Genomic DNA, 15,611 nt, shown 5'->3' on the forward strand with positions numbered 1-15,611 from the left:
CGCCCGCGGGACGCCGGGCGGAGCCCCCGCCCGGCGTCCCGTCCGGTCCCGGTCTCAGCCCCGGTAGCTGCGCAGGTCCAGCTGGTGCAGCACGCGGTCGCAGACCTCCGGGTCGACGCCCTGCTCGCTGCGCGCCGTCAGCACCTCGTGCCGCGCGGCCGAGAGCAGCTCGTTCTGCAGCCGGTGGATCTTCTTCAGCCGCGTCACCCGCTGCTTGTACGCCTCGTGCCGCTCCTCCTCGACGATGTCCGGGGAGATCCGCACCCCGACGTCGTAGGCGCGGCGGGCCAGCGCCTCGGAGATCTCGTCCGGCAGGTCCTCGTCCTGCTCGATCTCCCGCAGCCGCTTCTTGGTGGCCTTCGCGACGCGGAGCGCCAGCTGCCGCTCCATCTCCCGCTCGGCCGCGCTGTCGTGCCGTACGCGCAGCTTCTTCACCAGCCACGGCAGCGTCAGCCCCTGGAAGACGAGGGTGACGAGGACGACCGCGAAGGCGATGAAGAGGATCGCCTCCCGCTCGGGGAAGGGCTCGCCGCCGTCCACCGTGAGCGGGACGGCGATCGCCAGCGCGACCGAGGCCACCCCGCGCATCCCGGACCACCAGACCACGACGGTCTCCCGCCAGTTGACCGGGATGTCCTCGTCCAGGTCCTTCTTCCGGTGCAGCCGCTTCGCCAGCCACGCGGCCGGCAGCAGCCACAGCAGCCGGACGACCACGACCGTGGCGACGACGGCCACAGCCGCCGGGAGCAGCTGCTGCCAGCGGTCGGCCACCGGGCCCATGACGACGGCCAGTTCGAGCCCGATCAGCCCGAACGCGATACCGGTGACGAGGGTGTCGACGACCGACCAGAAGGTGTGCCCGGCCAGCCGCCCCTGCACGTCGTCGGCGTCGACGGCCCGGCTGGAGGACATGTACAGCGCGGTGGCCAGCACCGCCAGCACACCGGAGCCGTGCAGCTCCTCGGCCAGCACGTACGAGGCGAAGGGGACGAGCAGCGAGAGCCCCGTCTGGAGCGTCGCGTCACCGAGCACGGTGGCCAGCTTGTTCGCGCCCCAGCCGAGCGCGAGCCCGACGGCCACCGCGACGACGGCGGAGAGCACCAGCTGGCCGACCGCGCCGGGGAAGGAGAAGCTGCCGGTCACGGCGGCGGCGACGGCGACGTGGTACAGCGTGATCGCCGTGACGTCGTTGAACAGCCCCTCGCCCTCCAGGATGGAGACGAGCCGCCTGGGCAGTCCGATCTTCCCCGCGACGGAGGTGGCCGCGACCGGGTCGGGCGGCGCCACCAGCGCGCCGAGCGCCACCGCACCGGCGATGCCGAGCCCCGGCACCAGCGCGTTGGCGACCCCGGCGACGGCGGCCGTGGTCACGAAGACCAGCGCCACCGCCAGCAGGAAGATCGGCCGCTTGTTCGCCGCGAACTGCCGCCAGGAGGTGCGCTGCGTCGCCGCGTACAGCAGCGGCGGCAGCACCAGCGGCAGGATCAGCCCGGGCGGTATCTCGACGTTGGGGACGAACGGGAGCAGGGCGAGCACCCCGCCGAAGATCGTCATCAGCACGGGCGAGGGCAGCCCGATCCGGTCCCCGAGGGGGACCATGACGACGGCGGCCAGCAGCAGAGCGAACAGAAGCGCGAGCTGGTCCATGGATCAGGCGCTCTCCGCCCGCACTCTGTCCAGGGCGCGCTGGAGGTCCTCCGGGTACGCGCTCTCGAACTCGACGCGGCGCCCGTCCGAGGGGTGCTCGAAGGCGAGCGCCACCGCGTGCAGCCACTGGCGCTCCAGCCGCAGCCGCTTGGCCAGCGTCGGATCGGCCCCGTAGGTGAGGTCGCCGACGCAGGGGTGCCGGTGCGCGGACATGTGCACGCGGATCTGGTGCGTACGGCCCGTCTCCAGCTTGATGTCGAGCAGGCTCGCGGCGCGGAACGCCTCGACGAGGTCGTAGTGCGTGACGGACGGCTTGCCGTCGGCGGTGACCGCCCACTTGTAGTCGTGCTGCGGGTGCCGGCCGACCGGCGCGTCGATGGTGCCGCTCAGCGGGTCCGGGTGGCCCTGGACCAGCGCGTGGTACTTCTTGTCGACCGTGCGCTCCCGGAACTGCTGCTTCAGCAGCGTGTACGCGCGCTCGGACTTGGCGACGACCATCAGCCCCGAGGTGCCGACGTCCAGCCGGTGCACGATGCCCTGCCGCTCGGCCGCGCCCGAGGTCGCGATGGTGTACCCGGCGGCGGCCAGCCCGCCGATGACGGTGGGGCCCTGCCAGCCGGGGCTGGGGTGCGCGGCCACGCCGACGGGCTTCACGATGACGACGATGTCCTCGTCGTCGTGCACGATCTCCATGCCCTCGACGGGCTCCGCCACGATCCGCACCGGCTCCGGTGGCGGGGGGAGTTCGACCTCCACCCAGGCTCCGCCGTGGACGCGCGTGGACTTTCCGGCCTCGGCGCCGTCCATCAGGACTTTGCCGCCCGCGGCCAGCTCGGCGGCCTTGGTGCGGGAGAAGCCGAACATCCGGGACAACGCGGCGTCGATGCGTTCCCCTTCGAGACTGTCCGGAACGGGCAAGGTGCGTGTTTCGGGAAGCGTGCTCACCTGATCGAGTATGCCGGACGGCGCCCACACCGCTCTCACCCGCTCGGCCGACCGGCGACACGGCCCGGGGTGCGGCCCCCGGCCCGGCTGGCGAGGCTGTGACGTACCCAGGCGCCGAGTCGCGAGGGAGGCCGCATGGCCGCAGCGCCCCACCGCCGGACCCATCGGATACGCAGCCGCGCGTACCGCACCCGCGGACGCGGGGCGAGCGCCCTGGCCTCGACGACCGCGCTCGCGACCGCCACCCTGATCGTGGTCCCGGTCAACACCGCGGCGGCCGCGGCGCACACCCCGCCGATGTCCGGGCCCTGCGCCGTCGACCCGGGCCCCGGATTCGACGAGGGACCGCCCGCGTCGGACCTGGTCCACCCCGTCGGCCACAAGAAGGCCGCGATGATCATGGTCGACTTCCCCGACCTCCCGGCCTCCGCCGAGGCCGCCGACCGCTCCTCCTTCTTCGCCGACTACGGCCGCGCCCACCTGGACCGCGCCTCGTACGGCAAGTACCAGCTGGACCTGGAGGCCACCCCGAAGTGGATACGCATGCCCCGGCCCTGGTCCAGCTACGGAATCAGCCGGGGCAATCCCCCCGAGACGACCCGCGCCTACGTGCAGGACGCGCTCGACGCCGCACGCGAGCAGGCGGGCACCGACTTCGCGGGCACCGACGTCGTCTACGTCGTCGCCGACGAGAACGTCCCGGCCTCGCCCAGCGTCTCCCAGGCCAACGTCTTCACCGGCCTGCGCACCGGCGACCAGACCATCCACGGCGCCGCGCTCGTCTTCGGCCGGCACCAGGACTCGGCACTGTGGCAGCGCGGCAACTTCGTGCACGAGGGCCACCATCTCTACGGCCTGCCCGACCTGTACAACGTCTCCCGCGGCGCCACCGTCGAGTGGGCCGGAGGCTGGGACACCATGAGCATGGCCGGGATCTCCGACCTGCTCGGCTGGCACAAGTGGAAGCTCGGCTGGCTCGGCCGCGACCAGGTCAACTGCCTCGACTCCACCGGGACCGAGACCCACCGCCTCGACCCCGTCGGCGGCAAGGACGGCGCCCGGATCACCGTCGCCCGCACCGGCCCCAGCCGCGCCGTCGTCGCCGAGGCCCGCACCCGCACCGGCCTGGACGGCGAGATCTGCTCCGAGGGCGTCCTGCTCTACACGGTCGACTCCCGGGTGGCCACCGGCGAGGGCCCCGTACGCGTCGCCGACTCCCGGCCGCACAGCAAGGGCGGCGCCGCCTGCGGCGGCCGCGAACCCGCCGCCCTCGCCGAACTCGGCGACGCCCCCTTCCGCCCCGGCGAGAGCCACACCCTCCCGGGCGGCGTGACCGTACGCGTCATCGGCGGCACCCCGGACGGCGGCTACTCGATACGCGTCACCAAACGCTGAACCCGCACACGTCGACGGCCGGGCCCCGCGCGGGGCCCGGCCGTCGACGCTGCCGCTCTTGCTTCAGTCCTTGTGCACGGTGCCGTCCGGGTCCAGGCCCCGGAAGGAGAGGATCACGATGAGGATGCCGCCGCACACGATCGCCGAGTCCGCGAGGTTGAACACCGCGAAGTGCGAGGGCGCGATGAAGTCGACCACCGCGCCGCGGAAGACGCCCGGCGAACGGAAGATCCGGTCCGTCAGGTTCCCCAGCGCCCCGCCGAGCAGCAGCCCCAGGGCCACCGCCCACGGCGCGCTGTAGAGCTTCCGCGCGATCCGCGCGATCACCACGATCACCACGGCCGCGATCAGCGTCAGCACGATCGTCAGCGCCTCGCCGATCCCGAAGGCCGCGCCGCGGTTCCGGATGACGTCGAACTGGAGCAGCGTCCCGATCACCTGGATCGGCGCCCGGTGCTCCAGCTCGGCGACGACCAGCAGCTTCGTGCCCAGATCCAGCACGTAAGCGAGCGCGGCCACGCCGATGAGTACGGCGATCCGCCGCTTGCCTGCGGGGGTGGGCTCCTCCCCCGGCGTTTCGTCGGCCGCGTCCTTACCGGCTTCGTCCGGAGTATCGATCGCCCGCTCCACCTCAGTCACACGATGAGCCTACGACACCCGCCGGCACCCATCGTCATCGGCGCTCCTGCTTCTGCTTGCACTCGACGCACAGCGTGGCGCGCGGGAACGCCTGCATCCGCGCCTTCCCGACCGGCTGCCCGCAGTTCTCGCAGAGCCCGTAGGTGCCGGCCTCCAACTGCTCCAGCGCGCGCTCGTTCTGATAGAGCATCTCGCGGGCGTTGGCCGCGATCGACATCTCGTGCTCGCGGGTGATGTTCTTCGCGCCGGTGTCGGCCTCGTCGTCGCCGGCGCCGTCACCGGAGTCCCGCATGAGCCCAGCGAGGGACTCCTCGGAGGAACGGATCTCGTCGCGGAGCCGCTCGACCTCGTCGTGCAGACCGGACCGCGCCTCCTCGACCTCCTCCTCCGTCCACGGGTCCTCACCGGGACGCACGGCGAGTTCGCTCGCAGCTCTCGCCGCAGTGCGAGCCGTGGGCACCGTCTCGGGCTTCGCCACAGGGGTCTTCTTCGCAGCCACCGTCTCGGCTCCTGTCGTCTTCGCGGCGTCCTCGGGCACGGCCGCTCCCTCGGGACCGGCCGCCGTCTCAGCGATGCTCCCCGCCGGCTTATTCCCCCCGGCGGATTCCTTCTCCGTGGTGCTCTTCCCCGTACCGGAGCTCTTCACCGCGGCGTCCTCCCCCGCGGTCCGCTCCGCCGCCGCCTTTTTCGCGCCGGCGGCCTTCTCCGTCTTCTTCGCGGCCCGCGCGGTCTTCTTCGCCGCGCTCCCGGACGGCTCCTTCTTCGCCGCGGTCTTCTTCGCGGCGGCCTTCTTCGCCGTCGTCTTCTTCGCCGTGGCCTTGGCCGTCTTCTTCGCTGCCGTCTTCTCCGGGGTGCCCGTCTCCGGCTGTTCCGGAGCGGCCTCCTCCGTGTTCTCGGAGCCGGGGGTCCGAGCGGCGGACGCCCCGTTCGCCGCTGTCCTTCTCGCCACCATGACCGCGGCCCCTTCACATATTGTGATCTTGCTCGCGAAACGTGACCGGAACGATAAATCGACTACAACGGTGCGGCAACAGGGGCGCGCCGGGCCTCCTGGCGTTGTGCCCCGCGCGGCCCTGCGAAAACCGCTCCTGGCCCGCCCCCGCGGCCCCGTACACTGGGCACAGCGAAAGGCATCGATGGGGACGAGTAGCGTCGTCGAGCGGCCATCAGCGATCCGGGGACGGTGTGAGCCCGGAGGGTACGCGCGGCGTGAAGATCACCCCGGAGCCGCCGGAAGAAAGCCGTCAGGCGAGTAGAACCGGCAGCGCGGCCCCAATGAGGGGGCGGCGGGCACGTCCCGTCGCCAAGGAGGGTGGTACCGCGGGAGCGTCGCCGTCGTGGCGGCCCCTCTCGTCCCTCCGACGGATACATGTCCTGCCTGTCCGCCGGAGGAAGTCCCGACGATGCAATACCGCCAGGTGCCAGCCCAGGTCGATCTGCCAGCGCTCGAGCACGCCGTGCTCGACTTCTGGCGGGACAACAAGGTCTTCGCGCGCACCCTCGAACAGTCCGAGGGCCGTCCCGAGTGGGTCTTCTACGAGGGCCCGCCCACCGCGAACGGCATGCCCGGGGCACACCACATCGAGGCCCGCGTCTTCAAGGACGTCTTCCCCCGCTTCCGCACCATGCGCGGCTACCACGTGGCCCGCAAGGCCGGCTGGGACTGCCACGGCCTGCCCGTCGAGCTCGCGGTGGAGAAGGAGCTCGGCTTCAACGGCAAGCAGGACATCGAGAACTACGGCATCGCCGAGTTCAACGCCAAGTGCCGCGAGTCCGTGACCCGGCACACCGACGCCTTCTCCGAGCTCACGACCCGCATGGGTTACTGGGTGGACATGGACGAGGCGTACCGCACGATGGACCCGGAATACGTCGACTCCGTGTGGTGGTCGCTGAAGGAGATCTTCGGCAAGGGCCTGCTGGTGCAGGACCACCGCGTCGCCCCCTGGTGCCCCCGCTGCGGCACCGGCCTCTCCGACCACGAGCTGGCGCAGGGCTACGAGACGGTCGTCGACCCCTCCGTCTTCGTCCGCTTCCCCCTGACCTCGGGTCCGCTCGCGGGCGAGGCGTCCCTCCTGGTGTGGACGACCACCCCCTGGACGCTCGTCTCGAACACCGCCGTCGCCGCGCACCCCGAGGTGACGTACGTCGTCGCCACCGACGGCGCGGAGAAGATCGTCGTCGCCGAGGCCCTGGTGGAGAAGGCGCTCGGCGAGGGCTGGGAGCCGACGGGCCGGCGCTTCACCGGCGCCGAGATGGAGCGCTGGAGCTACCGGCGCCCGTACGAGCTGGTCGAGATCGAGGGCGCGCACTTCGTCGTCAACGCGGAGTACGTCACCACCGAGGACGGCACCGGCCTCGTCCACCAGTCCCCCGCCTTCGGTGAGGACGACCTCGCGACCTGCCGCGCCTACGGCCTGCCCGTCGTCAACCCCGTACGCCCCGACGGCACCTTCGAGGAGGAACTGGAGCTGATCGGCGGCCAGTTCTTCAAGAAGGCGGACGAGGCGCTCGTCGCCGACCTGGACACCCGCGGCCTGCTCTTCCGGCACGTCCCGTACGAGCACAGCTACCCGCACTGCTGGCGCTGCCACACCGCGCTGCTCTACTACGCACAGCCGTCCTGGTACATCCGCACCACCCAGATCAAGGACGCCCTGGTCCGCGAGAACGAGGGCACCAACTGGTATCCGGAGTCGGTCAAGCACGGCCGCTTCGGCGACTGGCTCGACAACAACATCGACTGGGCCCTCAGCCGCAACCGGTACTGGGGCACCCCGCTCCCCATCTGGCGCTGCGAGGAAGGCCACTTGACGTGCGTCGGCTCGCGCGCCGAGCTGACCGAACTGACCGGCAGCGACCAGTCGGAGCTCGACCCGCACCGCCCGTACATCGACGCCGTCACCTTCGGCTGCCCGGCCGAGGGCTGCTCGCTCACCGCCGAGCGCGTCCCCGAGGTCATCGACGCCTGGTACGACTCGGGTTCCATGCCGTTCGCGCAGTGGGGCTACCCGTACCGGAACAAGGAGCTGTTCGAGAAGCGCTACCCGGCGCAGTTCATCTCCGAGGCCATCGACCAGACCCGCGGCTGGTTCTACACGCTGATGGCGGTCGGCACCCTCGTCTTCGACAAGTCCTCCTACGAGAACGTCGTCTGCCTCGGCCACATCCTCGCCGAGGACGGCCGCAAGATGTCCAAGCACCTGGGCAACATCCTGGAGCCCATCCCGCTCATGGACCAGCACGGCGCCGACGCCGTCCGCTGGTTCATGGCCGCGGGCGGCTCCCCCTGGGCGGCCCGCCGCGTCGGTCACGGCACGATCCAGGAGGTCGTCCGCAAGACCCTGCTGACGTACTGGAACACCGTCGCCTTCCAGGCCCTGTACGCGCGCACCGCCGAGTGGGCCCCGTCCGACGCCGACCCGGAGCCGGCCGACCGCCCGCTGCTGGACCGCTGGCTGCTCAGCGAACTCCACGCGCTCACCGACCAGGTGACGCTCGCCATGGAGAACTACGACACCCAGCGCGCCGGCAAGCTGCTGTCCACCTTCGTCGACGACCTCTCCAACTGGTACGTCCGCCGCTCCCGCCGCCGCTTCTGGCAGGCCGACCCCGCGGCCCTGCGCACCCTGCACGAGACGCTGGAGACGATCACCCGCCTGATGGCGCCGATCGTCCCCTTCATCACCGAGCGCGTGTGGCAGGACCTCGTCGTCCCCGTCGACCCGGAGGCGCCCGAGTCCGTGCACCTCGCCTCCTGGCCGGTCGCCGACCTCGGCAGGATCGACCCGGAGCTCTCGCAGGACGTCCTCCTCGTCCGCAGGCTGGTCGAACTCGGCCGCGCCACCCGCGCCGAGTCCGGGGTGAAGACCCGTCAGCCGCTCTCCCGCGCCCTCGTCGCGGCCCAGGGCTTCGCGACGCTCTCGCCGGACCTGCGCGCGCAGATCGCCGAGGAGCTCAACGTCTTCGACCTCGCCTCCCTCTCGGAGGTCAGCGGCTCCCTCGTCGACACCACGGCCAAGGGCAACTTCCGCGCGCTGGGCCGCCGTTTCGGCAAGGGCACCCAGGCCGTCGCCAAGGCCATCGCCGAGGCCGACGCCGCCGCGCTCTCCGTGGCCCTGCGCGACGGGACGGCGACGGTCGAGGTCGACGGCGAGACCGTCCCGCTGGAGGCCGAAGAGGTCATCATCACCGAAACCCCGCGCGAGGGCTGGTCGGTGGCCTCGGACTCCGGCGCCACCGTCGCGCTCGACCTGGAGATCACCCCCGAACTCCGCCGCGCCGGCCTCGCCCGTGACGTGATCCGGCTCGTCCAGGAGGCCCGCAAGAACTCCGGGCTGGACGTCGCGGACCGCATCGCCCTGCGCTGGTCCTCCTCGGACGACGAAGTCACCCAGGCCCTCGTCGACCACGCCGGCCTCATCGCGGAGGAGGTCCTCGCCACGGAGTTCGAGCCCGGCGAGGCCGACGGCCACGACGGCTTCGGCGAACCCTTCGAGGACGAGGCCCTGTCCCTCACCTTCCGCCTCCGCAAGGCGTGACCCGGACAGCAGCCCCCGCCTGACCAACTCGCCCCCGGCACACCCGATGTGCCGGGGGCGAGCTGCGTCCGGGACGGGACCGCACCCATGCGGACACACGAAAACGGGCCGGGCCCGGGAGTTCAACTCCCGGGCCCGGCCCGTCGTCTGTGCGCCTGGCGCGTCAGCGGATCAGCTGTCGTCCTCGTCGATGAGGAAACCGCGCATCGGGGACGGAGCCTGCTGCTGCGGGCCACCCTGCGGGCGGACCGGAGCCATCGGCTGCGTCATCGCGGGCGACATCTGCTGCTGGCTGCTGCCACCGCCGTAGGTCTGGCCGCCACCCTGCGTGTGGTTGCCGGACTGGCCGGACGGGGCACCGCCACCCATGGTGTGGTTCCCGCCCATGGACTGGTGGTTGCCACCGCCCATGCCACCGCCGGAGCTCGCACCGGCACCGGCGGGCGCACCCGCCGAGGCCATCGAGGGCGACGGCAGCGAAGCGGTCGCGGCAGCCGGAGTCCGCGGCGGAGCCAGCGAGTCGTCCGCCTGGTTCTCCAGCTGACGCAGCTGGCTCTCCAGGTACGACTTCAGGCGGGTGCGGTACTCGCGCTCGAAGCCGCGCAGGTCCTCGACCTTGCGCTCCAGGGTCGCGCGGGCCGACTCCAGCGAGCCCATCGCGACGCGGTGCTTCTCCTGCGCGTCCCGCTCCAGCGCGTCGGCCTTGGCGCGGGCGTCCCGCTCCAGACCCTCGGCACGGCTACGGGCCTCGCCGACAATCTTGTTGGCCTCGGAACGAGCCTCCGCAATGGCCTGGTCAGCGGTCTGCTGAGCCAGCGACAGCACGCGTGCGGCGCTGTCGTTGTTCTGGCCACCGCCCTGACCGGGCATCTGCGGAGCGCCCAACGGACCGCCGCCGCCCTGCTGCTGGGGACCGCCGGGGCCACCCGGACCACCGGGACCGGCCTGCGGTCCGGCGAGCGGGTTGCCGCCCTGCTGCTGCGGGCCGCCGGGACCACCGGGGCCGGCCGGAAGCGCGGGCTGCGAACCGGGCAACTGGGGCGGACCACCCATGTGGTTGCCCTGCTGCGGGCCCCCCTGCTGGGGACCACCCTGCTGCTGCGGGCCGCCCTGCTGCTGGGGACCACCCTGCTGGGGGCCGCCCTGGCCGGGGGGCACCGGCTGCGGTCCGGATATGGCGGCGGGCACAGGACCCCCACCATTCCGCTCCTGCTGCTCGGGCTGCTTGCGCAAGCCGCCCTGCTGCTGGCTCTGCGCAGCAGCACGAGTAGCCGCCGCCAGCTTGGCGCGCAGGTCCTCGTTCTCACGCAGCAGACGCGTCAGTTCGGCTTCGACCTCATCGAGGAAGGCATCGACCTCGTCCTCGTCATAGCCTTCTCGAAGGCGGACGGTCGTGAACTGCTTGTTCCGCACGTCCTCGGGGGTCAGTGGCATCTCTTCACCTCAACGTAAGTCGTCGGCATATCGGCAAGACCATTCCGATCGTTCACAGCCTGGCCACGACGTTGATCAGGATGTAGACGATGATCATGAGCACGAAGAAGGACAGGTCGAGCGCCACGCCCCCGAAGCGCAGCGGCGGGATAAACCGCCGCAGAAGCTTGAGTGGCGGATCAGTGACAGTGTAGGTGGCCTCCAGAACGACCACCATCGCCTTGCCGGGTTGCCATGAGCGGGCGAACTGGAAGACGTAGTCCATCACCAGCCGGAAGATCAACACGAGCAGGAAGCAATACAGCGCGATTTGGACCACGTCGAGTGCGGTTCTCATCTGCGCTGCCCTCTCCCCATGCCTCTTCGGCGCTCTCGTGCGGCCTTGCGGCCGTTCCCTCGGTTCCTGCGTCTCAGCTCTGGTTGAAGAACCCGCCCTCTGCGATGCGGGCCTTGTCCTCCGCCGTGACATCGACGTTAGCAGGAGACAGCAGGAACACCTTCTGCGTCACGCGCTCAATGCTGCCGTGCAACCCGAAGACCAAACCAGCCGCAAAGTCGACAAGTCGCTTCGCGTCAGTGTCATCCATCTCCGTCAGATTCATGATCACCGGGGTGCCCTCACGGAAGTGTTCCCCGATGGTACGGGCCTCGTTGTAGGTCCGCGGGTGGAGTGTCGTGATCCGGTACGGCTCTCGCTCGGACACGACCTTGGGCATGATCACCGGTGCGCTCTTCTCCAGGTTCTGACGTTCAGGTGTGATGGATGACACGGGAGCAATTCTCCCGGATCGTCCGCTTTCGGCGACCGCCGCGGGGGGCGGCGACGGTTCGCGCTCCCGCTGAGGCGGTGGCGAAACAGTGCGCACCGGCTCCTCGGGCTCGGCCTTCTGCAGGGAGTGATGAGCCTGTTGGGTCTCGTGCCGCCGACGGTCCCGCTCGGGCTCCGGCTCGGGCTCGAACTCGTCATCGGGGTCGAACCCCGGGCCGTCGTACCCATCGTCCTCCACGAGGCCGAGGTAGACCGCCATCTTGCGCATCGCGCCGGCCATTCTCTGCGTCCTCCGCTCTGTGGTGGATCGGTTCCGTCACCGGTGACCAGGGATCCACGCGGTCTTCCCACCTGGCCTGTTCCGGCGGAAATGACCATATTTTCTGCTGTGGTCCGACTTGTTTCGCGACGTTACCCGAGCCGGGGTCGCTGTCCGAGTACCGCACTGCCGACACGTACATGTGTCGCCCCGGCAGCCACCGCCTCTTCGAGGTCCGAGCTCATCCCGGCGGACACCATTTTCGCAGCAGGATGCGCTGTACGCAGGCGGGTTGAGATTTCCCTCAGTCTCCCGAAGGCCTCCGAGGGGGACCCCGCGTACGGCCCCGCGAGCGGAGCCACCGTCATCACGCCGTCCAGCCGCAGCCCTTGGGCCTTGGCCAGTTCGTCCGCCAGTTCGTCCACGTCCGCCGGAGCCGCACCGCCTCTTTCCCCGCGCTGTCCTGACTCCGCGTCAAGTGCCACCTGGATCAGGCAGCCCAGCTCGCGACCGGCTCTCTCCGCCGCCCCTTCGAGGGAGCGGACGAGCCGGGAACGGTCCACGGAATGGACGAAATCCGCGTAACCCGCCACGGACCGCACCTTGTTGGTCTGCAACTGGCCGACGAAATGCCACGTGAGCCCGAGGTCCGCGCAGGCCGCGGCCTTCGGTGCGGCGTCCTGGTCGCGGTTCTCCGCGACGTGCCGGACGCCCAGTTCGGCCAGCAGTCGGACATCGCCGGCCGGGTAGGTCTTGGTCACGACGACGAGGGTGACCTCGTCCCGGGAACGCCCGGCCGCGGCGCACGCACGCGCGATGCGCTCCTCGACCCGTGCCAGGTTTCCGGCGAGTTCGGCCTTCCGCTCGCCGGGATCGGTGAGATCCGTCATGCCTGCGCCGCCTCCAACCAGACGTAACTCGCGAGCCGCCCGGTGGTGCCCTCGCGCCGGTACGAGAAATGATCGCCCGATTCGAGTGTGCAGACGGAAGACTGTTCCAATGTTGTGACGCCGCGCGAGGCGAGCTGCGCCCGCACCCCCGCGGCCATGTCGACGGCCGGGGTACCCCAACTCGTCGTCGCCCAGGCTTCGGGGACGAGTTCGGCGACCTCTTCGCGCATCCGCTCCGGCACCTCGTAGCACCGGCCGCAGACCGCGGGGCCCGTGCGGGCCAGGATTCTGCCGGGCTCGGCGCCGCGCCGGACCATCTCCTCGACGAGCGCCGGAACGACACCGGCGACGAGACCCGGTCTGCCCGCGTGCGCCGCGCCGGCGACACCCGCGACGGGGTCGGCGAGCAGCACGGGGGTGCAGTCGGCGGTCAGCACGGCGAGCGCGAGTCCGCGGCGCAGGGTCACGATGCCGTCGAGCGGCTGGAGTTCGCTCCGTCCGTCGCCCTGGAACGGTCCGTCGACGAGGGCGACGTCCCGGCCGTGCACCTGGTTCATCCACACGACGTGGTCCGCGTCGAGGCCGAGCGCTTCGGCGGCGATCCGCCGGTTCTTCAGGACGGCCGCGGAGTCGTCACCGACCGCGCCGCCGAGATTGAGTGCCGCATACGGAGCGGCGCTCACCCCGCCCCACCTGTCGGTGAAGGCGAAATGCGCGCCGCTCTGCGAGTCGAACTGCCCTATCACTTCAAGAAGTCCGGCACATCCAGCTCTTCGGCCTGGCTGTCCTGGTACGGACGGGCCGGCGGAACCTGCGGGGCCTGCGGCGCGGACGCCGGGGGCGGCGGGACCTCACCGACCGGCGAGGGGTCGGACGCCGGGGCCGGCTCCGTCTCGCGCGGGGCGAGCGCGCCGAGTCCGCTGAAGGAGGGGCGCTCCTTCTCCGGCTCGGGGGCGGGCAGCGAGGTGGCCGCGGACTGCTCGTCCTTGCCCGCGCCGTTGCCCTGCGAACCGAGCGCCTTCTCCCGGGTCTTGGACGGCGGCTGACCGCCGTCGAAGCCGGCGGCGATGACGGTGACGCGCACCTCGTCGCCGAGCGCGTCGTCGATGACCGCGCCGAAGATGATGTTCGCCTCGGGGTGTGCCGCCTCGCTCACCAGCTGCGCGGCCTCGTTGATCTCGAAGAGACCGAGGTCCGAGCCGCCGGAGATGGACAGCAGTACGCCTCTCGCGCCATCGATGGACGCCTCGAGCAGTGGCGAGGAGATGGCCATCTCGGCCGCCGCCACCGCGCGGTCGTCCCCGCGCGCCGAGCCGATACCCATGAGCGCCGAACCGGCCTCGGACATCACGGACTTGACGTCCGCGAAGTCGAGGTTGATCAGGCCTGGGGTGGTGATGAGGTCGGTGATGCCCTGCACGCCGGAGAGCAGCACCTGGTCCGCCGACTTGAAGGCGTCCAGGACGCTGACCTGGCGGTCGGAGATCGACAGCAGTCGGTCGTTGGGGATGACGATGAGGGTGTCGACCTCTTCGCGCAGCGAGGCGATGCCGTCCTCGGCCTGGTTGGCGCGGCGGCGGCCCTCGAAGGTGAAGGGGCGGGTGACGACGCCGATCGTCAGGGCGCCGAGCGAGCGCGCGATGTTCGCGACGACCGGTGCGCCACCGGTGCCGGTGCCGCCGCCCTCGCCCGCCGTCACGAAGACCATGTCGGCCCCCTTGAGGACCTCCTCGATCTCCTCGCGGTGGTCCTCGGCGGCCTTGCGGCCGACATCGGGGTTCGCGCCCGCGCCGAGGCCGCGGGTCATCTCCCGGCCCACATCGAGCTTGACGTCGGCGTCGCTCATCAACAGGGCTTGCGCATCAGTGTTGATCGCGATGAACTCGACGCCCTTGAGACCGACCTCGATCATCCGGTTGATGGCATTCACGCCACCGCCGCCAATGCCGACGACCTTGATGACTGCGAGGTAGTTCTGCGGTGCTGCCACGTCGAAGGCCTCTCGCCTCGAGTTACGTATCCCTGTAGGGCGGTCCGAACGCCGACCCGAACCCTAAGCGTGAAGTTTAGGGTTACCAGTGTCCGTCTTCCCTGGACTCTCCGGAACGGACACTAAGTCGACAAGTGGTGGGTGTTCAACGAACACGCCGAACCTCCCGTTTTTCTTTTCACCCTATGTGATCAGGCCGTCCAGTAGCCATCCAGGGTGCTGGCCTGCGGCGATGCCGTCAACTCCCGGACGCCGCAGGGGCGCTGGGAACGCTGACGTCGAAGTGGTCGGAGCCCTTCGCCGCTTTCATCAGCGCCGTGAGGGACTTGGCCTTCGCCGCGCCCCGCTCGCCGCTGCCCCACAACACCGTACGGCCCCCCGACAGCTCGAGGCGGACGGAATCGAAGGAACGGACGCGGATCGCGCGCGTGTCGCGGGCGACGGAAGCCGGGAGGGACTGTGCCACGCGGACCGCTTCGCGGCGCATCCTCGCAGGCCCGAAGTGGGCGGCGTTCGGCGAATCCTGAAGGTTCATCACCAGAAGCGGAACGCCCTTGGGGCGCGTGGTGGTTGTGGCGAATCGCACGCCGTCGCGGTCGACCTCGACGTACTTCCCGGCCTTCTCCTGGACGAGTTCGGGTCTGCGTTCGGTCACGTTCAGGCCGATTCCGGTCGGCCATGCGCGAACGACGTCGGCCGTGGCGAGCCGCGGGAGTTCCGCCAGGAGCGCGCGTTCGACGGCGGGTCTGTCGACGGTGATGACGGGGTCGCCGAGCGGGATGCCGGCCGCGTGCCGGACCTCCTGCTCGGAGAGCACCCGGGTGCCGCTGACCGAGACCTTCTCGACGCGCAGCCAGTCGGAGCCGTACAGCGCCCAGACCGCGAACCCGGTCAGGGCGACGGTGGCGACGAGGGCGAGGATCACGGTGAGGCGGCGCGGCTTTCTCCACCGCCCCCGCAGGCCGCGCGGGGAGCCGTCGCCCGGCTCCCCGGGTGCGCCGGGGGCCTCGCGGACGTCGTCGTCGCGCCGTCCGCGAGGCCTGTTCCTCACCGGTGCCGTGGGCCCCGCCGATCCGGCCGGTCCTGCCACAGTCCCCTGCCT

The 15,611-nt window shown here is 70.9% G+C and carries 13 protein-coding genes; 2 read left to right on the forward strand and 11 right to left on the reverse strand.

Features of this window, described 5'->3' with window-relative positions:
* Positions 1-54: 54 nt before the first annotated feature.
* Together HCC30_RS10085 and HCC30_RS10090 are read right to left on the reverse strand one after the other, a co-directional pair.
* On the reverse strand, positions 55-1,647 hold the full coding sequence (locus tag HCC30_RS10085; protein WP_169442080.1) for a Na+/H+ antiporter: 1,593 nt from the start codon (positions 1,645-1,647) through the stop codon (positions 55-57).
* A gap of 3 nt (positions 1,648-1,650) precedes the next feature.
* Complete coding sequence (locus tag HCC30_RS10090) at positions 1,651-2,592, reverse strand: RluA family pseudouridine synthase (RefSeq protein WP_169442081.1); 942 nt, start codon at positions 2,590-2,592, stop codon at positions 1,651-1,653.
* Between the two features lie 135 nt (positions 2,593-2,727).
* On the opposite strand from HCC30_RS10090, the gene HCC30_RS10095 reads away from it, so the two are divergent.
* Positions 2,728-3,987, forward strand: coding sequence for a peptidase M6 (locus HCC30_RS10095; RefSeq protein ID WP_169442082.1), 1,260 nt, complete (start codon positions 2,728-2,730; stop codon positions 3,985-3,987).
* A 63-nt stretch (positions 3,988-4,050) separates the two neighbouring features.
* Here the strand turns inward: HCC30_RS10095 and lspA are convergent, their stop codons facing one another.
* A complete protein-coding gene (gene lspA / locus HCC30_RS10100; RefSeq protein WP_169442083.1) occupies positions 4,051-4,626 on the reverse strand; it encodes a signal peptidase II in 576 nt (191 codons plus the stop codon).
* 34 nt (positions 4,627-4,660) lie between these two features.
* Positions 4,661-5,578 carry a TraR/DksA family transcriptional regulator gene (locus tag HCC30_RS10105; protein WP_169442084.1) on the reverse strand — a complete coding sequence of 306 codons (918 nt, stop codon included), beginning with the start codon at positions 5,576-5,578 and terminating at the stop codon, positions 4,661-4,663.
* Positions 5,579-6,029: 451 nt separating this feature from the next.
* Between HCC30_RS10105 and ileS the strand changes: the two genes are divergently transcribed.
* Positions 6,030-9,167: an isoleucine--tRNA ligase gene (gene ileS / locus HCC30_RS10115; RefSeq protein WP_169442085.1), complete on the forward strand. Its 3,138-nt coding sequence runs from the start codon at positions 6,030-6,032 to the stop codon at positions 9,165-9,167.
* Between the two features lie 171 nt (positions 9,168-9,338).
* Here the strand turns inward: ileS and HCC30_RS10120 are convergent, their stop codons facing one another.
* The 7 genes from HCC30_RS10120 to HCC30_RS10150 form a co-directional block, all read right to left on the reverse strand.
* Positions 9,339-10,601 (reverse strand): DivIVA domain-containing protein, encoded by a 1,263-nt coding sequence (locus HCC30_RS10120; protein ID WP_169442086.1) that lies wholly within the window; start codon positions 10,599-10,601, stop codon positions 9,339-9,341.
* A gap of 52 nt (positions 10,602-10,653) precedes the next feature.
* On the reverse strand, positions 10,654-10,938 hold the full coding sequence (locus tag HCC30_RS10125) for a YggT family protein (RefSeq protein ID WP_019355489.1): 285 nt from the start codon (positions 10,936-10,938) through the stop codon (positions 10,654-10,656).
* Between the two features lie 73 nt (positions 10,939-11,011).
* Complete coding sequence (locus HCC30_RS10130; RefSeq protein WP_169442087.1) at positions 11,012-11,650, reverse strand: cell division protein SepF; 639 nt, start codon at positions 11,648-11,650, stop codon at positions 11,012-11,014.
* 131 nt (positions 11,651-11,781) lie between these two features.
* The gene (locus HCC30_RS10135; protein WP_169442088.1) at positions 11,782-12,519 is read right to left on the reverse strand and encodes a YggS family pyridoxal phosphate-dependent enzyme; all 738 of its coding nucleotides are present in this window, start codon (positions 12,517-12,519) and stop codon (positions 11,782-11,784) included.
* Positions 12,516-13,265 (reverse strand): peptidoglycan editing factor PgeF, encoded by a 750-nt coding sequence (pgeF, locus tag HCC30_RS10140; protein ID WP_169442089.1) that lies wholly within the window; start codon positions 13,263-13,265, stop codon positions 12,516-12,518. Before pgeF ends, HCC30_RS10135 begins: the two co-directional genes overlap by 4 nt.
* Complete coding sequence (gene ftsZ / locus HCC30_RS10145) at positions 13,262-14,509, reverse strand: cell division protein FtsZ (RefSeq protein ID WP_169442090.1); 1,248 nt, start codon at positions 14,507-14,509, stop codon at positions 13,262-13,264. Before ftsZ ends, pgeF begins: the two co-directional genes overlap by 4 nt.
* 238 nt (positions 14,510-14,747) lie before the next feature.
* Positions 14,748-15,470, reverse strand: coding sequence for an FtsQ-type POTRA domain-containing protein (locus HCC30_RS10150; RefSeq protein WP_169442258.1), 723 nt, complete (start codon positions 15,468-15,470; stop codon positions 14,748-14,750).
* Positions 15,471-15,611: the final 141 nt, after the last annotated feature.

Source organism: Streptomyces sp. HNM0574 (assembly GCF_012726235.1).
Taxonomy (GTDB): Bacteria; Actinomycetota; Actinomycetes; order Streptomycetales; family Streptomycetaceae; genus Streptomyces.

Excerpts from the sequence above, each read along its gene's own strand:
- HCC30_RS10085 (WP_169442080.1), bottom strand. The coding sequence starts at position 1,647 with ATGGACCAGCTCGCGCTTCTGTTCGCTCTGCTGCTGGCCGCCGTCGTC.
- HCC30_RS10095 (WP_169442082.1), top strand. The coding sequence starts at position 2,728 with ATGGCCGCAGCGCCCCACCGCCGGACCCATCGGATACGCAGCCGCGCG.
- HCC30_RS10105 (WP_169442084.1), bottom strand. The coding sequence starts at position 5,578 with ATGGTGGCGAGAAGGACAGCGGCGAACGGGGCGTCCGCCGCTCGGACC.
- ileS (WP_169442085.1), top strand. The coding sequence starts at position 6,030 with ATGCAATACCGCCAGGTGCCAGCCCAGGTCGATCTGCCAGCGCTCGAG.
- HCC30_RS10120 (WP_169442086.1), bottom strand. The coding sequence starts at position 10,601 with ATGCCACTGACCCCCGAGGACGTGCGGAACAAGCAGTTCACGACCGTC.
- HCC30_RS10125 (WP_019355489.1), bottom strand. The coding sequence starts at position 10,938 with ATGAGAACCGCACTCGACGTGGTCCAAATCGCGCTGTATTGCTTCCTG.
- HCC30_RS10130 (WP_169442087.1), bottom strand. The coding sequence starts at position 11,650 with ATGGCCGGCGCGATGCGCAAGATGGCGGTCTACCTCGGCCTCGTGGAG.
- HCC30_RS10135 (WP_169442088.1), bottom strand. The coding sequence starts at position 12,519 with ATGACGGATCTCACCGATCCCGGCGAGCGGAAGGCCGAACTCGCCGGA.